The organism is Acidocella sp. C78, assembly GCF_907164655.1.
Map to the genome: position 1 here is coordinate 47,867 of NZ_CAJQZK010000010.1, position 17,661 is coordinate 65,527.

General features: G+C 69.9%; 15 protein-coding genes. 11 read left to right on the forward strand and 4 right to left on the reverse strand.

Annotation, left to right across the window (positions count from 1 at the left end; all coding sequences use genetic code 11):
• Nucleotides 1-4: 4 nt before the first annotated feature.
• Nucleotides 5-601, reverse strand: a complete 597-nt coding sequence (locus tag ACIDOCELLA78_RS000000104105) for a DUF2889 domain-containing protein (protein WP_201728501.1) — start codon at nt 599-601, stop codon at nt 5-7.
• Between the two features lie 66 nt (nt 602-667).
• Between ACIDOCELLA78_RS000000104105 and ACIDOCELLA78_RS000000104110 the strand changes: the two genes are divergently transcribed.
• Together ACIDOCELLA78_RS000000104110 and ACIDOCELLA78_RS000000104115 are read left to right on the forward strand one after the other, a co-directional pair.
• Nucleotides 668-2,287, forward strand: a complete 1,620-nt coding sequence (locus ACIDOCELLA78_RS000000104110) for an MDR family MFS transporter (RefSeq protein ID WP_249675691.1) — start codon at nt 668-670, stop codon at nt 2,285-2,287.
• Between the two features lie 263 nt (nt 2,288-2,550).
• Nucleotides 2,551-5,970 carry an indolepyruvate ferredoxin oxidoreductase family protein gene (locus tag ACIDOCELLA78_RS000000104115; RefSeq protein WP_201728502.1) on the forward strand — a complete coding sequence of 1,140 codons (3,420 nt, stop codon included), beginning with the start codon at nt 2,551-2,553 and terminating at the stop codon, nt 5,968-5,970.
• A 13-nt stretch (nt 5,971-5,983) separates the two neighbouring features.
• Here the strand turns inward: ACIDOCELLA78_RS000000104115 and ACIDOCELLA78_RS000000104120 are convergent, their stop codons facing one another.
• The 3 genes from ACIDOCELLA78_RS000000104120 to trxB all read right to left on the reverse strand — a co-directional run bounded on the left by ACIDOCELLA78_RS000000104120 (nt 5,984) and on the right by trxB (nt 9,071).
• Complete coding sequence (locus ACIDOCELLA78_RS000000104120; protein WP_201728503.1) at nt 5,984-7,117, reverse strand: AbrB family transcriptional regulator; 1,134 nt, start codon at nt 7,115-7,117, stop codon at nt 5,984-5,986.
• A 30-nt stretch (nt 7,118-7,147) separates the two neighbouring features.
• Entirely contained in the window at nt 7,148-8,035 is an 888-nt protein-coding gene (locus ACIDOCELLA78_RS000000104125; RefSeq protein WP_201728504.1) for a LysR family transcriptional regulator, read from the reverse strand.
• A gap of 64 nt (nt 8,036-8,099) precedes the next feature.
• Complete coding sequence (gene trxB / locus ACIDOCELLA78_RS000000104130) at nt 8,100-9,071, reverse strand: thioredoxin-disulfide reductase (RefSeq protein ID WP_201728505.1); 972 nt, start codon at nt 9,069-9,071, stop codon at nt 8,100-8,102.
• Nucleotides 9,072-9,215: 144 nt separating this feature from the next.
• Between trxB and ACIDOCELLA78_RS000000104135 the strand changes: the two genes are divergently transcribed.
• The 9 genes from ACIDOCELLA78_RS000000104135 to gloA all read left to right on the forward strand — a co-directional run bounded on the left by ACIDOCELLA78_RS000000104135 (nt 9,216) and on the right by gloA (nt 17,656).
• A complete protein-coding gene (locus ACIDOCELLA78_RS000000104135) occupies nt 9,216-9,722 on the forward strand; it encodes an Lrp/AsnC family transcriptional regulator (RefSeq protein ID WP_201728506.1) in 507 nt (168 codons plus the stop codon).
• A gap of 15 nt (nt 9,723-9,737) precedes the next feature.
• Nucleotides 9,738-10,694 (forward strand): cytochrome c oxidase assembly protein, encoded by a 957-nt coding sequence (locus ACIDOCELLA78_RS000000104140; RefSeq protein ID WP_249675693.1) that lies wholly within the window; start codon nt 9,738-9,740, stop codon nt 10,692-10,694.
• Nucleotides 10,695-10,828: 134 nt separating this feature from the next.
• The gene (gene bamA, locus ACIDOCELLA78_RS000000104145; protein WP_201728507.1) at nt 10,829-13,147 is read left to right on the forward strand and encodes an outer membrane protein assembly factor BamA; all 2,319 of its coding nucleotides are present in this window, start codon (nt 10,829-10,831) and stop codon (nt 13,145-13,147) included.
• Nucleotides 13,148-13,151: 4 nt separating this feature from the next.
• Nucleotides 13,152-13,934: an OmpH family outer membrane protein gene (locus ACIDOCELLA78_RS000000104150; RefSeq protein ID WP_201728508.1), complete on the forward strand. Its 783-nt coding sequence runs from the start codon at nt 13,152-13,154 to the stop codon at nt 13,932-13,934.
• 6 nt (nt 13,935-13,940) lie between these two features.
• Nucleotides 13,941-15,041, forward strand: a complete 1,101-nt coding sequence (lpxD, locus tag ACIDOCELLA78_RS000000104155) for a UDP-3-O-(3-hydroxymyristoyl)glucosamine N-acyltransferase (protein ID WP_201728509.1) — start codon at nt 13,941-13,943, stop codon at nt 15,039-15,041.
• Nucleotides 15,042-15,082: 41 nt separating this feature from the next.
• Nucleotides 15,083-15,580 (forward strand): 3-hydroxyacyl-ACP dehydratase FabZ, encoded by a 498-nt coding sequence (fabZ, locus tag ACIDOCELLA78_RS000000104160; RefSeq protein ID WP_201728510.1) that lies wholly within the window; start codon nt 15,083-15,085, stop codon nt 15,578-15,580.
• Nucleotides 15,577-16,383, forward strand: a complete 807-nt coding sequence (gene lpxA, locus ACIDOCELLA78_RS000000104165) for an acyl-ACP--UDP-N-acetylglucosamine O-acyltransferase (RefSeq protein WP_201728511.1) — start codon at nt 15,577-15,579, stop codon at nt 16,381-16,383. The genes fabZ and lpxA overlap by 4 nt, the downstream gene beginning before the upstream one ends.
• A 23-nt stretch (nt 16,384-16,406) precedes the next feature.
• A complete protein-coding gene (locus tag ACIDOCELLA78_RS000000104170; RefSeq protein WP_201728544.1) occupies nt 16,407-17,267 on the forward strand; it encodes an LpxI family protein in 861 nt (286 codons plus the stop codon).
• A complete protein-coding gene (gloA, locus tag ACIDOCELLA78_RS000000104175; protein WP_201728512.1) occupies nt 17,264-17,656 on the forward strand; it encodes a lactoylglutathione lyase in 393 nt (130 codons plus the stop codon). The genes ACIDOCELLA78_RS000000104170 and gloA overlap by 4 nt, the downstream gene beginning before the upstream one ends.
• Nucleotides 17,657-17,661 lie beyond the last annotated feature (5 nt).

Below are 17,661 nucleotides of genomic sequence, written 5' to 3' on the forward strand. Positions count from 1 at the left end.
GGGTCTATTCCGCCGCCGCCCCGGCCTCGGCCTCGCGCTGGCGGCCTTCGGCGCGGGCGCGGATTTTCGCGACCAGCGGGCCCTGTTCGTTATAGGCGTGGCAGGAATTGAGCAGGGCGGTCGGGATGTCCCAGCGGTCTTCGGTGGTGCCGCCCTCGCGCGCGGCCTTGTGGGCGCGGATGGAGAACATGGTCTGGATCGCGGTGGTGGCGACCTGCTGGAGCAGCTCGCGCAGATGGGTGCAGCCGGCGGTGCCGCCGACGCGCTCCATCGCGCCCTTGAGGAAGCCCTTGCCGATGGTCAGCCCGACCAGGGCCGCGAAATTGGGCGCCACGCCGGGGCAGATCGCGTGCGGCGTGTCGTCCATCGCCGCCTCGGCGCGGACGACGGTCAGCTTGTCGTCCAGCGTCAGGCGCAGGCCCATGCCGTGCAGCGCCTCGCCGGCATTGATGCGGCCGCGGTCGTGATTGCCGAAACTGTAGGTCTTGGTGTCTTTCAGGTGGGCCTCGATGTCGACGAGGCCGTCGGCGCGCAGAAAGCCGCGGATCGCGATGTCGCGCAGGTGCAGGAGTTGCCGGGGCTCGGCATGGCTGAGGGGCATGGGGCGGTGACTTTCCCTGATCACGATGTTGCCCAATAGGGTAAGCGCTGCCACGGCGCGTTGCAAATGCCGCGCGCGGTTGCATGGCAGGGTTGCTGCCCCAGCGCCGGGGCGGTGCTGCGGCGCGGTTGTGCGGCGGCGGCGGTGCGGGCAATCTGGCGCGCTGTTCTTCTCACCCCGAGCCGGCGCGAGCATCGCGGAATCATGGAATATACGCACAGGCAACGGCTTCAGGTCATTTCCGGAATCCTTCTGTGCATCCTGCTGGCGGCGATCGACCAGACGGTGGTGATCCCGGCGGTGCCGGCGATCGCGGCGGGGCTGCACGGCTTCGCGCATCTCTCCTGGGTGGTGACGGCCTATCTGCTGACCTCGACGGCGACGACGCCGCTCTATGGCAGGCTGTCCGACCAGTTCGGCCGGCGGCAGACGCTGATCCCCTCGATCGCGCTGTTCGTGCTGGCGTCCTGCGTGTGCGCCACGGCACAGACGCTGCCCTGGCTGATCGCCGGGCGGGCCTTGCAGGGGGTGGGCGGCGGCGGGCTGATGGCGATCGCGCAGGCGGCGATCGCCGACGTGGTCAGCCCGCGCGAGCGCGGCAAGTATCAGGCCTACATGGCCGGGACATGGGGCGTCGCCTCGACCGCGGGGCCGGTGGTCGGCGGCTGGGTGACGGATCATCTCTCGTGGCAATGGATTTTCTGGTTCAACGTGCCGCTCGGCCTGGCCGCGCTGGTGCTGAGCCAGATCGGGCTGCGCCAGCTGCGCACGGTGCCGCGCGGCGGGCGGATCGATTACGAGGGCGCAGCGCTGCTGACCGGCGCCGTCACCGCCTTCCTGATCGGGCTGTCGTGGGGCGGGCGGAGCTATCCGTGGCTGTCGCTGCCGGTGATCGGCGTGTTCCTGGGCGGGGCGGCGCTGATCGGCGCGCTCTGGCGGTGGGAGGCGCGGGCCGCCGTGCCGCTGCTGCCGATGCGGCTGTTCGGCAATGCCTCGTTCGTGCAGCTCGTCGGCGTCGGGTTTCTCACCGCGCTGGCGATGTTCGCGGCGATCTTTCTGCTGCCGCTGTTCTTCCAGCTCGTCTACCGGGCGAATGCCGCGCAGTCCGGCTGGGACATCATGCCGTTCATGATCGCGAGCACGATCGGCGCCTATGCCGCGGGGCAGGTGGCGCGGCATACCGGGCGGACGCGCAGCCTGCTGGCGGGGGGGCTCGCGGTCGGCACCGCCGGGTTCCTGCTGCTCGGCCTGCTGCCACGCTCGACGCCGCTCGGCCTCGTCGTGTTCAACTGTTTCGTCATGGGGCTGGGGATCGGCTTCGTGCTGCCCTCGAACCTTGTCGCGGTGCAGAACGCGGCGAGCCGGCACGATGTGGGTGCGGCGACGGCGACGCTGCTGCTGCTGCGGGCGATGGGCGGCGCGTTCGGCGCGACCATCGCCGGGGCGGTGCTGCTGCTGCGCCTTGGCGGGCGGATCGACGCCTCCGGCCAGGCGGCGCGGACGATGGCGGCGAACCCGGCGCTGCCGGCGGCGTTTCACGACGCCTTCCTGGTTGCCGCCGGCTTCGCGCTGCTCGGGCTGATCGCCGCGCTCAGGGTGGAGGACACGCCGCTGCGCGAGACGGTGGCGACCGAGGGGACCGACACGGTCGAGGCCGAGCCCGACCCGGCGCCGATCGGGCATTGATGGCGCGCGCACGCGCGGCGCTTCACCTTTTTGTGATGATGCGGCGCGGCATCGGCGAGGTTTCGTCGTTCGCGCAATAAAATTTCGCGGACCTCGGGGGGCGTCGAGAGCGCGATGGCCGCTCGGGGCGGCTTCGCGCAGCGATCGGCAAGCCGGCGCGATACAGACAAAAACCTGATTTTGCTCGTCAATTTCGGCCATGCGGCGCATAGTCGGGGGCGGAGCGAATGCCCGGCCGGACAGCCGGGCGGAGGACATTCCGCATGAAAACCGCCGACGCGATGCTCGACATCCGCTACCGGCCCGGCCCAGGGCGGGTGATGCTCACCGGAACCCAGGCGCTGATCCGCCTTCTGCTCACGCAGCGCCGGCGCGACGCGGCGGCGGGGCTGAACACGGCGGGGTTTCTCTCCGGCTATCGCGGCTCGCCGCTCGGCGCGGTGGATATCCAGGCCCATGCGGCCGCGGCGGTGCTGGCGGCGGAGGGCATCGTGTTTCGCCCCGGCGTGAACGAGGACCTGGCGATGACCGCGGTCTGGGGCAGCCAGATCGTCCCGCTGTTTCCCGGCGCCACGCATGATGGCGTGTTCGCGATGTGGTACGGCAAGGGGCCGGGCGTGGACCGCTCGGGCGATGCGCTGAAACACGCCAACTACGCCGGCACCACCCGGCATGGCGGCGTGCTGGTGGTGGCGGGCGACGATCATGCCGCGAAATCCTCGACGATCGCGCATCAGAGCGAGCCGGCGCTGATCGCCGCCGGCGTGCCGGTGCTGGCGCCGGGCTCGGTGGCGGAGATTCTCGAACTCGGCCTCCTTGGCTGGGCGGCCTCGCGGCATGCGGGGCTTTATGTCGGGTTCAAGACGGTCGAGGAGATCATCGACTGCACCGCCTCGGTCGAGGCCGGCCTGGATGTCGCGATCACGCTGCCGGAGATCGACCCCGACAGCGTCGCGATGCGGCTGCACGAGCCGGTGCTGGCGCAGGAGGCGCGGGTGCTCGGCCTGCGGCGGCCGGCGCTGATGGACTTCGTCGCCGCCAACCGGATCAACCGCATCGTCGAACCCGCGCCGGGGGCGCGGCTCGGCATCGTCACCGCCGGGAAATCCTTCCTCGATGTCGCGCAGGCGCGGGCCGATCTCGGGCTCGATTTCGCCCGCCTGCTCAAGCTCGGCATGACCTGGCCGGTCGAGCCCGGCATCGTGCGGGACTTCGCGCGCGGGCTGGAGGAGATCGTCGTCGTCGAGGAAAAGGCGCCGGTGATCGAGGACCAGCTGCGGGCGATCCTGTATGGCATGGCCGACGCGCCGCGCATCGTCGGCAAGCGCGACGAGACCGGGGCCACGCTGTTCCACGCCGAGAGCGACCTTGCCGCCGCCGATGTGACGCTCGGGCTTGGCCGGCGGGCGCAGCGCATGGTGCCGGACGAGGCGCGCGGGGCGGCGCTCGCGCGGCTGGCGGCGACGATGGAGGCCGGGCGGGCGCTCGATTTCGGCGCGCACCGGGTGCCGCATTTCTGCGCCGGCTGCCCGCACAACACCAGCACGAAAGTACCCGCGGGCTCGCGCGCGATGGCGGGCATCGGCTGCCATTTCATGGCGACGTGGATGGACCGGGCGACCGATGTGTATTCCCACATGGGCGGCGAGGGCGCGGCCTGGATCGGCCAGGCGCCGTTCACCACGGAGCGCCACGTCTTCGCCAATATCGGCGATGGCACCTATCATCATTCCGGGCTGCTCGCGATCCGCGCGGCGGTGGCGGCGGGGGTGAACATCACCTATCGCGTGCTGTTCAACGACGCGGTGGCGATGACCGGGGGCCAGCATGTCGACGGGCCGCTGAGCGTGCCGCAGATCACCCGCGAGCTTGCCGCCGAGGGGGTGAAGCGGATCGAGGTGGTGACCGACGAGCCGGAAAAATACCAGGGTGTCGCCGACCTCGCGCCCGGCGTTGCCGTGTCGCACCGGCGGGAGCTGGACGCGATCCAGCGGGCGATCCGCGAGGTCGCGGGTGTGACCGCGATCGTCTACGACCAGACCTGCGCGACCGAGAAGCGCCGCCGCCGCAAGCGCGGCACGATGGCCGACCCGGCGAAGCGCGCCTTCATCAATCCGCGCGTCTGCGAGGGGTGCGGGGATTGTTCACGGGTCTCGAACTGCATCGCCGTGGTGCCGGTGGACACCCCATTCGGGCGCAAGCGGGCGATCGACCAGTCCGCCTGCAACAAGGATTTCTCGTGTGTGGAAGGGTTCTGCCCCAGCTTCGTCACCGTTCATGGCGGCGGGCTGAGACCGCCGGAGGCGACGCGCACCGCCCCGCCCGGCGACCTGCCGGAGCCCGCGCTGCCGCCGGGGGAATGGGACATGGTGGTGGCCGGGATCGGCGGGACCGGGGTGGTGACGATCGGCGCGCTGCTCGGCATGGCCGCGCATCTCGACGGAACGCCGGTTTCGGTGGTCGACGTGCTCGGCCTTGCGCAGAAGGGCGGCGCGGTGGTCTCGCATCTGCGCTTCGGGGCCGCTTCCGGCACCGGCCAGGCGCTGCGGGTGCCGGCGGGGCGGGCCGACCTGCTGCTGGGCTGCGACGCGCTGGTGGCCGGCGAGCGGGAGACGCTCGACTGCCTGAGCGACAAGACGCGGGCGGTGGTCAACCTGCACGAGACGATCACCGGGGAGTTCACCCGCAACCCCGCCGCCTCGCTGCCGATGGCGCGGCTGCGGCAGAGCCTGGCGCGGCGGGTGGGCGAGGCGCATCTCGACACGATCGAGGCGACCGCGATCGCCACCGCGCTGATGGGCGATGCGATCGCCGCCAACCTGTTCCTGCTCGGCTATGCCTGGCAGCGCGGGCTCGTGCCGGTGAGCCGGGCGGCGATCGCGCGGGCGGTGGAGATGAACGGGCAGGCGGTGGCGCTCAACCTCGCCGCCTTCGCCTGGGGCCGGGCGGCAGCGCATGACCGCGCCGCGGTCGAGGCCGCGGCGCCGGCGCGGGAGGTGGCGCCGGAGGGGTTCGACGCGCTGTTCGACCTGCTGCGCGACGATCTCGCCGCCTATCAGAACCGCCGCTATGCCGCGCGCTTCGCCGAGGCGGTCGAGGCCGTGCGCGCGGCGGAGCGGGCGGTGCGGCCGGGCTCGACCGCGCTGGCCGAGACGGCGGCGCGCACGCTGCACCGGCTGATGGCCTACAAGGATGAATACGAGGTGGCGCGGCTGCATTCCCTTCCCGCGTTCCGCGCCGCGCTGGAGCGCACCTTCACCGACACCGGCGATATCCGCCTGCATCTCGCCCCGCCGCTGCTGGCCCGGCGCGACAAGGTGACCGGCCTGCCGCAAAAGCGCGAATACGGGCCGTGGATGCTGAAGGCACTGGCGGCGCTGGCGCCGCTGAAAGTGCTGCGCGGCACGGTGCTCGACCCGTTCGGCCACAGCGCCGAGCGGCGGGCCGAGCGGGCGCTGATCGGGCGCTACGAGGCGACGCTGCGCCGCATCGCCGCAGCCCTGGATGAGGGGAATTTCGCCGCCGCGCTGGAGCTTGCCGCCATTCCCGCCGAGATCCGCGGCTTCGGTCCTGTGAAGGCGCGCAGCCTCGCCGCCGTGGGCGCGCACTGGGCGGAGCGCGAGGCCGCCTTCATCGCGCCGCCCGCCGCCGCGCAGCACCTGCCGGCGGCGGCGGCGGAGTGACCAGCCTGGATGATCAGTGCGGCCGGGCGGCGCGGCGGCGGAGCAGGCGGGCGAAGAGCGGCATGGTGAACATCACCAGCAGCACCCGCAGCACATGGACGGCGAGGACGAAGGTGACGTCGGTCCGCGCGGCGATCGCCATCGCCAGGGCGGCGTAGATGCCGCCGGGCAGGGTGGCGAGATAGCCCTCGAACGGGGTGGCGCCGGCGAGATTGGCGAGCAGCGCGCCGAGCCCGGCGCAGATCGCGTTGACCAGCAGGATGAGGCCGAGCGCGGTCGGCAAGGCGCGGCCGATTTCGGCGAGGCGGGCGCGGGTGAAGCGCACCCCGGCCTGCCAGCCGATCGCGGCATAGGCGAGATCGACGATCGGCGCGGGCACGCCGGCATCGCCGGTGCGGCCGGTCAGGGTGATCGCCGCGGCGACGATCAGGGGCCCGAGCAGCGGCCCGGCGGGCATGCGGGTCAGCCGCGCGAGCAGCAGGCCGAGCGGGGCGGCGAGGGCGACGAGGACGAGCCCTTGCAGCCCGGCGTGAGAGACGTGACCAGCGCCGGCATGGCCGCGGACGTGAAGGAGGTGGTCGGCGGCGGGGTGGCCGCCGACGTGAAGGAGGTGGTCGGCGGCGGGGTGGCCGCCGACGTGAAACACCAGGGCGGCGACCAGCGGCATGATCGCGGTGACGAGGCCGACGCGCAGATATTGCACCACGGCGACCATGCGGATGTCGGCGCCGAGTTCGGCGGCCAGCGCCACGATGGCCGAGGCGCCGCCGGTGGTCAGCGCCAGCGCGCCGGTTGTGGCGTCGACATCGCGGCGCAGGCCCATCAGCAGGCCGGCGCCGATCGAGACCAGCAGCGTCGCGAAGGTGACGAGGACGACCGGGATGGCGTGGGCGGCGAGGGCGCGCAGGGTCGGCCCGCTGACCAGCGCGCCGATGACGACGCCGAGCACGGCCTGGGCGGCGAGTGTGGCACCGCGCGGCACGAAATCCGGCGCGCGCCCCGCCAGCGCCAGGGCGGTGGCGACGAAGAGGGCCGCGAACAGCGCCGCCGAGGGCACGCCGAGACGGGCGAGCGGCAGCGCGGCCGCGACCGTCGCGCCCGCGAGGGCGGTCCAGCGCCACGCCGCCGCCCGGCGCGGAACCATCATGGGGCGGCGGCCATGTTCAGCCGGGGCGGCTCAGCGGCGGCCGATCTCGTTCACGAGGAAGTCGCGGAAGACGGAGACGCGCTTCGAGTTCCGCAGTTCCTCGGGATAGACGAAATACATGTCGATCTTGGGTGCCTTCACCTCGGGCAGGAGGCGGACCATGCCGGTGGTGTCTTCGGTGAGGTAGTCCGGCACGGCGCCGATGCCGATGCCGCTGCGGATAGCGATCAGCATGGCCTGGAGCGAGTTCACCTCCAGCGCGCCGGTGCGCGGGGCGGCGCCATCCGGCCGGCCGATGCTGGCGATCCAGTTGACGTCGGCCACCGGCGGCTTGCGGTCGCCGAACAGGATCAGGCGGTGATCGTCGAGATCCTCGGGCCGTTCGGGGGTTTTGCCGGCCTCGCGCAGGTAATCCTCGGAGGCGAAGATCTGCCAGCGGATTTCGCCGAGGCTGCGCTGCACGAGATCGGGCTGGCGGGGCGGGTGCATGCGGATCGCGACATCCGCCTCGCGCATCGCGAGGTCGAGATCGACATCGTCGAGCAGGAGCGAGATGCTGACATCGGGATATTGCTTGAGGAAGGCGCGCAGCCGCGGGGCGAGCCAGACCACGCCGAAACTGTGCGTCGTCGTCACTTTCAGGCGGCCGGCCGGGCGTTCCTTGCTTTCGGCCAGCAGCGCCTCGGTCATGGCGAGCTTGGCGAAGACGTCGCGCACCGTGCGGTTGAGCTGCTCGCCCTGCTCGGTGAGGATCAGCCCGCGGGCGTGGCGGTGGAACAGCGGCACCGCCAGCGCCTCCTCCAGCGCCGAGATCTGCCGCGAGACGGCGGATTGCGAGAGGTTCAGCACGTCGCCCGCATGGGTGAAGCTGCCCGCCTCGGCCACCGCGTGAAACACGCGCAACTTGTCCCAGTCCATGTGATTGCCTGTCACGGTCAGCGTCCCTTTCCCGGCCCGGCAATGGGCCGTATTTTATATTGTCTCATGCAGCCTGTTGTTCGATTCGCGCATGGTGCGCAAGAAATTTCTCCGCCTCAAGCGCGGCCATGCAGCCGGTGCCGGCGGCGGTGACGGCCTGGCGGTAGACGCGGTCCTGCACGTCGCCGGCGGCGAAGACGCCGGGAACCGAGGTTTGCGCGGTGCCGGGAATGGTGCGGATGTAGCCTTCGTCGTCCATGTCGATCTTGCCGCGGAACAGTGAAGTGGCCGGATCATGCCCGATGGCGATGAACACGCCGTCAACGGCGATGTCGCGCTCGGCGCCGGTTTTCACATCGCGCAGCCGTGCGCCGGTGACGACCGCCGGCGCGCCTTCGCCGGTGATTTCCTCGACCGTGTGGTTCCAGATCACCTCGATCTTGGGGTGGGCGAACAGCCGGTCCTGGAGGATTTTTTCGGCGCGCAGCGAGTCGCGGCGGTGGATCAGCGTGACCTTGGTGGCGTGGTTGGTGAGATAGAGCGCCTCCTCGACCGCGGTGTTGCCGCCGCCGACCACGGCGACCGCGCGGCCGCGATAGAAGAAGCCGTCGCATGTCGCGCAGGCGGAGACGCCGGCGCCCTGGTAGCGCTGCTCGGAGGGCAGGCCGAGCCAGCGGGCCTGCGCGCCGGTGGCGATCACGACCGAATCGGCGCGGTAGAGCGCGCCGGAATCGCCGCGCGCGACGAAGGGGCGGGCGGATAGATCGATGTCGGTGATGATGTCGTATTCGATGCGGGTGCCGACATGCTCGGCCTGGGCGCGCATCTGCTCCATCAGCCAGGTGCCCTGGATGACGTCGGCGAAGCCGGGATAGTTCTCGACATCGGTGGTGATGGTGAGCTGGCCGCCCGGTTGCAGCCCGGCGACGATCACCGGGGCGAGATTCGCCCGCGCGGCGTAGATTCCCGCCGTGTAGCCGGCCGGCCCCGCGCCGATGATCAGCAGTTTCGTCTCGATCGTGGCCTGATCCGCCATTTGATGCACCTCTGATGCGGAATTAAGGGTGCGGCGGCGGGATTTCCAGCTTTCCGCATGCCGCATTCACACCCTGTGGTTATGCAATTATATGACCGGACTATATCTGTCACGCGATCAACTCTTTCCGAGCGGTGAAAACCCATGCCGTCAACCCCGGCCATCCCGTCCGCGCCGCGCCTGGCCGCCGAGGCCACGCCGATCGACGATATCGACCGGCGGATCATCGCCGAATTGCAGGCCGACGGGCGGATGACCAATGTGGAGCTGGCGAGCCGCGCCGGGATTTCGCCGCCGCCCTGCCTGCGCCGGGTGCGGCGGCTGGAGGAGGCCGGGCTGATCCGCGGCTATCACGCCGAGACCGACGCGCAGAAGCTGGGCTGGCAGATCGAGCTGTTCGCCATTGTCGGGCTGGACAGCCAGCGCCAGGCGGTGCTGGACGCGTTCGAGGCGATGGTCGGCGGGTGGGAGGAGGTGCGCGAGTGCCACATGATCCGCGGCGGCGACGATTTTCTGCTGCGCATGGTCGCGCGCGACACGGCGCACGAGAACCAGCTCACCGAGCGGCTGACCGCCGCCCCCAACGTCACCCGCGTGCAGACGCTGCAGACCATCCGCACCAGCAAGGCGCTTGCCGGGGTGCCGATCTGAGACCATACCCGGCGCATGAACACGTCCCGGCATGAATTCGACCGCACCGACGCGCGCGGGCTGATCGCCATCGCCGTGCTCGGCGCCGCGCTCGACCTCGCGAGCCGGCTGGCCCCCGCTGTGCTGCCCTATCTCGCGCCATATATCTTCAACGCGCCGCTGTTCGCCGGGCCGCTGCTGGCGGCGTTCTGGTATGGGCGCGGGCTCGCGCGGTGCGAAACGCGGCCGGCGCGCTGGCGCATCCTCGCGTTCTATGCCGGGGTGGCGGCGATCTATTTCGTCGGGCAGACGCGGTTCGAATATGCCGCCCAGCACATGTTCTTCCTCAACCGCGTGCAGCAGGCGACGTTCGGCGTGTTCGGCCCGTTCCTGATCGCGTTTTCCTGGCCGCGCGACGTGCTGGCCGCCGGCGTGCCGGCCGGGCTGATCCGCGCCTTCGAGCGCGGCGCGGGGCGGGCGGCGCTGGGTGTGCTGCGGTTTCCGCCGGTGGCGATCGTGGTGTCGCTGGCGGTGACGGATGTGTGGCTGATCCCGGAGGTGAATTTCGCCTCGATGATCAACCCGCCGCTCTATGCGGTCATGAATGTCGCGATGATCCTGTCCGGCCTGCTGTTCTGGCTGGTGGTGCTCGACCCGCGGCCGCGCGCGGAGGCGGGGTATTCCTATCTGACGCGGATGGCGGCCGGGTTCCTGCCGATGTTTCCGCAGATCGCGGTGTCGTCGTATATCGCGCTGACCCAGACCGGGCTGTATAATTTCTACGACCTGTGCGGCCGGCTCTATCCGGCGATTTCGCCGATGAAGGACCAGATGCTGGGCGGCATCATTCAATGGATTCCGCCGGGGATGCTGAATACGGCGGTGCTGTTCGTGCTGCTGCACGCGATCCGCAGGAGCGAGGACAGGCAGGTGGCGGCGACGCCGATCCCGCCGGGGGCGCGGGTGATCGAGGCGCGCTGGACCGGGCGCTAGGCGGGGCCGCCCTTGCGGCGCGGGGCGGTTGCGGCTAGGCCGCTTGTCTGAGCGGATGCGGGATGCGCCCGGGTCCGGTTGATGAACATCGTGTGATGGGGAGACGGTCCTTGCGGCGACTGCGGTTGGCTCTGATGACCACGGCGTGCCTCGCGCCGGTGTTCCTGGCTCCTGCCGCCCGGGCGGCGACCCCCGCCCCGGCCGCGGCCGCGGCGAGCGCCGGGCGGATCGCCGCAATCCGGGTGCGCGGCAACCAGCGCATCGACGCCAGCACCATTCTCTCCTATATCCTGCTGCGCCCGGGCGAGCGGTTCAGCCAGCGGCGGATGAATCTCAGCCTGAAGACGCTCTACGCCACCGGCCTGTTCAGCTCGGTCTCGCTCACCCGCGAGGGCGACACGCTGATGGTGGACGTGCAGGAGAACCCGGTGGTCAACCAGGTGTTCTTCCGCGGCAATTCGGTGCTGAAGGACGACAAGCTCTCGAAGGCGATCTCGCTCAAGCCCGGCGCTGTGTTCACCCGGGCGGCGGCGGCGGCGGACACCAAGGCGATCCTGGCGCTCTATGGCAAGCAGGGGCATTACAGCGCCACCGTCACTCCCGAGATCGTCAAGCTGCCGGAGAACCGGGTGAATGTGGTGTTCCGCTGCCATGACGGCGCTGAGACGCTGATCAGCCGGATCGACTTCATCGGCAACCACGCCTATGGCCAGACGCGGCTGCGCGAAGTGATTTCGAGCCGGGAGAACGCCTGGTTCCGCTTCCTCTCCAGCGCCGACGAATACAACCCCGAGCGGGTGAAATACGACGAGGCGCTGCTCAGCCGGTTCTATTTCCATCACGGCTACGCCGACTTCAAGGTGCAGAGTGCCACCGCCCAGTTGGCGCCGGACCGCAAGTCGTTCTTCCTGACCTTCGTGGTGCATGAGGGGCCGCGCTATCATATCGGCGCGGTGAAGGTGCAGAGCAGCGTCGCCAACCTGCCCGCCGCCTCGCTGCGCGCGCTGGTGCCGATCGAAAAGGGCGACCTGTTCGACGGCGATGCGATCCAGACCGCGGTGAAGGCGATCTCGAAGGCGGCGCAGAATCGCGGCTTCGCCTTCGCCCAGGTGGTGCCGGACGTTCACGAGGACCACGCGACGCACAAGGTGGACCTCACCTTCCGCGTCGTCGAGGGGCCGAAGGTTTACGTCAATGACGTGGTGATCAGCGGCAATACCCGCACCGAGGACGAGGTGATCCGCCGGCAGGTGGAGCTGGCGCCGGGCGATGCGTATAATCAGGACGCGGTCGACCAGTCGAAGCAGAACCTCGAAAATCTCGGCTATTTCAAGAAGCAGGACGGGGTGCGGATCTCGACCGCGCCGACGAGCACGCAGGACCGCGTCAATCTCGACGTCAATGTCGACGAGCAGGCGACCGGGCAGTTCTCGCTCGGCGGCGGCTATTCGACCGATCTCGGCGCGCTGGCGAATATCGGGCTGAGCCAGGACAATTTCCTCGGCACCGGGGTCAGCGCCTCGATCTCGGCGCTACTGGCGCAGAAGGGCACGCAGTTCAACCTCGGCGTCACCAACCCGTATTTCCTCGGGCGCAACCTGATCGCCGGTTTCGACCTGTTCCGCACCGATACCTACAACTCGACCGCCTATGTGTTCAGCGAGCGCTCGCTCGGCGGCGACGTGCGGGTGGGCTTCCGCTACAACGACCATGTCAGCCAGGCCTTCACCTACACGCTGAGCACGCGCGACATCTACAACATCGCCTCGACCGCCAGCCTCTACATCCAGAGCGAGCAGGGCAAGACCACGCTCTCGCAGCTCGGCACCACGCTGACCTTCGACTACCGCAACAACCGCATCGATCCCTCGAGCGGCGAGATTCTCTCGCTGTCGGGCGATTTCGCCGGGCTGGGCGGGAGTGCGAAATATGTCCGGCTCGAAGCGCGCGGGGCGTATTACATTCCGCTCGAACGGCTGCTCGGCGACAAGGCCTGGGTGCTGGAATTCGACGGCCATGTCGGCAAGATCCTCGGCATCGAGGGCTACCGGACGACGCTGGCGGACCGCTTCTTCCTTGGCGGCGACAGCATGCTCGGCTTCCAGACCGGCGGCGCCGGGCCGCACGACACGCAGTATGGCGACAGCATCGGCGGCAATTTCATCTGGACGCAGGACACGGTGCTGCACTTCCCGCTGCCGGTCAGCCCCGATCTCGGCGTGACCGGCTTCGCCTTCGCCGATATCGGCAGCCTGACCGGCGTTTCGCCGATCACGGTGAACGGCACCACGCTCGGCGTTTACGACAACGCGGCGCCGCGCGTCTCGGCCGGTCTCGGCGTGGCGTGGAACACGCCGTTCGGGCTCATCGACCTGTCCTATGCCCAGCCGATCAAGAAATACAAATACGACCAGATCGAGCAATTCCGCGTTTCCTTTGGTACGAGGTTCTGATCACGTGACACGCATCGCGACATTCCGCGCCGGGCTGGCGCTTCCGGCCCTCATCATGGCGTTCGCCGGCACCGGCCACGCGCAGTCGAACAACGGCAAGGGATATTTCATCCCCAAGCCGAAGGTCGAGGCGCCGCACACCGCGCCGATCCACGCGCCGCTGCCCCAGCAGCAGCCCGCGCCCGCCGGCCAGCCCGGCGTGCAGCAGGTGCCGCCCGAAAAGCTGCCGCCGATTCCGCAGCTCGCCCCGCTGCCCAAGGAAAAGGCGCCGCCCGCCGCCGTGATGGGCGTGCTCTCGGTGCCCGACGTGATGCGCAGTTCGACCGCCGCCCAGGGCGTCGAGAAGATCATCAACGCGCGGCGGCAGAAGCTCGCCGAGGAAGCCCAGGCCGACCAGAAGAAATGGGAAGGCGAGCAGCACGCGATCATCGCCGAGAAGGGCAAGCTCTCGAAGCCGGCGCTGGCCGCGCGCGAGCAGCATTTGCAGCGCGAGATCGAGCAGGCGCAGCTCGATTTCCATAACCGCAGCGTCGCCATCGAGGTCTCCGCGCGCACCGCGCTCGGCAAGATCGAAAGCTCGCTGATCGCGGTGATCCGCCAGGTGGCGCAGGCGCATGGCATGAACCTCGTGCTGCACCGCTCGCAGGTGGCGCTGAACGTCAACGCCTTCGACATCACCAAGGAAGTCGCCGACCAGCTCAACAAGATCCTGCCGCAGGTGGCGGTGCCGCCCTCGGTCGTGCCGAAGATGGCGCACGACGCGCAGAAGGCCGCGAAGAAGAAGTAGGCCGCGATGAGCGGCGGGCGCGATTCGCGGCCGGGCGATGCGCGGTTCTTCACCCGGAGCGGCCCCTTCAGCCTGGCGGAGATCGCCACGGCGGCAGGGGCCACGGTGGCGGCGGAAAGCGGTGCGGACGGGCGCGGCGCGGGGCGGCGCCTTTCCGGCGTCGCCCCGTTGCAGTCGGCCGGGCCGGAGGATGTCAGCTTTCTCGACAACCGCAAATATCTCAGGCTGCTGGCGGAAACCCGCGCCGGGGCGGTGATTCTGCGCGCCGAGATGGCGCAGGCGGCGCCGGCGACGGTGGCGTGCCTGATCACGCCCACCCCCTACGAGGCCTGGGCGCGGACCTGCGCGCTGTTCCACCCCGCCCCGGTGGCGGTGCCGGGCATTCACCCGAGTGCCGTGATCGGCGCGGGGGCGGAGATCGATCAAGCGGCCGAGATCGGGCCCTTCGCGGTGATCGGCGCGGGGGCGCGGATCGGCGCCGCCTGCCGTATCGGCCCGCACGCGGTGATCGGGCCGGGCTGCGTGCTGGGCGAGGGCGTGAGCGTCGGCGCCGGGGCGAGCGTCAGCCATGCGCTGATCGGCGACCGGGTGATGATTCATCCCGGCGTGCGGATCGGCCAGGACGGGTTCGGCTTCGCGACCACGAAGGACGGGTTTCTCTCGGTGCCGCAGCTCGGCCGGGTGATCATCGAGCATGACGTCGATATCGGCGCGAACACCACGATCGACCGCGGCTCGGCGCAGGATACCGTGATCGGCGCGGGCACGCGGATCGACAACCTCGTGCAGATCGCCCACAACGTGCGGATCGGGCGCTGCTGCGTGATCGTCGCGCAGGTTGGGATATCGGGCTCGACCACGCTGGAGGATTTCGTGGTTCTGGCCGGCCAGGCCGGGGTTGCCGGCCATCTGACCCTCGGCAGGGGCGCGCGCATCGGGCCGCAGGCCGGGGTGATGTCCGACGTGAAGCCGGGGATCGACCTGCTCGGCAGCCCGGCGCGGCCGGCGAAGGAGTTCATGCGCGAGGTCGCGACATTGCGGCGCTTTGCGCGGCGCGGCGGATTGAGGCATTCTCCGCCTTCACCGGAGCGGGATGCGAAATCCTGACCGGATCATCCACAACACGAACGGGACACGGACGCTCTGACATGGACCGAAGCGCGACGGACGACACGGAACGGCAGACGGGGGGGATCACGGTGGATATCGCCGGGATCATGCACGCGATCCCGCATCGCTATCCGTTCCTGCTGATCGACCGGGTGGTGGAGCTGGTGCCGAATGTCTCGGCGGTGGGGGTCAAGAACGTCTCGGTCAACGAGCATTTCTTCCAGGGCCATTTCCCCGGCCACCCGGTGATGCCGGGCGTGCTCATCATCGAGAGCATGGCGCAGACGGCGGCGGTGCTGGTGGTGGAGACGCTCGGCCCCGAGGAGGCCGGCAAGGTGGTCTATTTCATGTCGGTCGAGGGGGCGAAATTCCGCCGCCCGGTGGTGCCGGGCGACGTGCTGCGCATCCATGTCGCCAAGGATCGCAACCGCGGCAACGTCTGGAAGTTCACCGCCATCGCCAGGGTCGACGGCGTGACCGTCGCCGAGGCGGGCTTCGCCGCGATGATCATGGACAAGAAAGCCGGCGAGGCATGATCCACCCCACAGCGTCGATCGACCCGCGCGCCACGATCGGCGCGGGGGTCAGCGTCGGGCCGTTCTGCACGGTCGGCCCGGATGTGGTGCTGGAGGACGGGGTGGCACTCGTCTCGCACGTGGTGGTCGACGGGCATACGCGCATCGGCGCCGGCACCAGCGTGTTTCCCTTCGCCACCATCGGCCTCGCGCCGCAGGACCTGAAATACAAGGGCGAGCCGACGCGGACCGAGCTGGGGCCGAACTGCGTCATCCGCGAGCACTGCACCATCCATCGCGGCACCGTGACCGGCACCGGCATCACCCGCATCGGCGCCGGCTGCCTGCTGATGGCGGTGGTGCATGTCGCGCATGATTGCGCGCTGGGCGACAATATCGTGATCGCCAACAACGTGGTGATGGGCGGGCATGTCGAGATCGCCGATCGCGCGATCATCGGCGGGGCGACCGCGATCCACCAGTTCGTGCGGATCGGCACCGGGGCCATGGTTGGCGGCGCCTCCGGCGTCGAGGCGGATGTGATCCCCTATGGCTCGGTGATCGGCAACCGCGCGCGGCTGCACGGGCTCAACATCGTCGGGCTGCGCCGGCGCGGACTCGACAAGGAGGGCCAGCACCGGCTGCGCAACGCCTATCGCCTGCTGTTCCAGGGCGAGGGGACTTTCGCCGCGCGGGTGGAGACGCTGCGCGGCGGCGCCGGGGATGATCCGTATCTCGCGGAGATCCTCGCCTTCATCGACGCACCGAGCAAGCGCGGCCTGATCCGCAGCACGACCCGCCACGGCGACGACGCCGAGGCGTGAGCGCGGATGCGCGCTTCGCGGTCATGAGCCGGACGACGACGCCGCTTGGCATCGTCGCCGGCGGCGGCACGCTGCCCGGGCGGGTGGCGGCGGCGGCGCGCGCCGGCGGGCGGGATGTGTTCATCGTGGCGCTCGATTCCTATGCCGATCCCGCGGTGGTGAGCGCGTTTCCGCACGAGACGATCCGGGTTGGCGCGGTGGGGGCCGCGATCGCGGCACTGCGCGCCGCCGGCTGCCGCGAGCTGGTGCTGGCGGGCCCGGTGAAGCGGCCCTCGCTGCTCGATCTGCGGCCGGATGCGGTGGGGGCGAAACTGCTGGCGCGCATCGGCCGGGCCGCCTTCGCCGGGGATGACGGGCTGCTCGCCGCCATCGTGCGGGTGCTGGGCGAGGAAGGGTTCACCGTGATCGGCGCGCATGAGGTGATCGGCGAGGTGCTCGCGCCGGAAGGGTTGCTGAGCACGACGGCGCCGGACGCGGCGGCGCTGGCGGACATCGCGCGCGGCGTTGCCGTGGTGCTGGCGCTGGGGGCGGCGGATGTCGGGCAGGGGGCGGTGGTGCAGCAGGGCATCGCACTCGCGGTCGAGGCGGTGGAGGGCACGGATGCGATGCTGGCGCGCGCGGCCACGCTGCGGCGGCCGGGGCCGGGCGGCGTGCTGGTGAAGCTGGTCAAGCCCGGGCAGGACCGCCGCGCCGATCTGCCGACCCTTGGTGTCAAGACCGTGCAGGGGGCGGTGGAGGCAGGATTGCGCGGCATCGCATTCGAGGCCGGCGGTGCCATATTGATGGATCGCGAGGCGATGACGCGCGCCGCCGACGCGGCCGGGCTGTTTCTGCTCGGGATCGACCCTCGCGCCGCGCGATGGACCGAAGGGAGACAGTCATGAGCGATTTCCAGTATCTGCACACGATGATCCGGGTGAGGAACCTCGATGAGAGCGTGAAGTTCTACACCGAGCTGCTCGGCATGAAGGAGCTGCGCCGCAACGACGTGCCGGATGGCAAGTATACGCTCGCCTTTGTCGGCTATGGCGACGAGGCGACGCACACGGTGCTGGAGCTGACCTATAATTACGGCGTCGAGGCGTATGACCAGGGCACCGCTTTTGGACATCTCGCCCTCGGCGTGCCGGACATCTACGGTGCGGTGGAGAGGCTGCGCGCCGCCGGTGTGAAGATCACGCGGGAGCCGGGGCCGGTGAAGTTCGGCAAGACGGTGATCGCGTTCATCGAGGACCCGAACGGTTACAAGATCGAGCTGATCGAACGGAAGTGATCTGA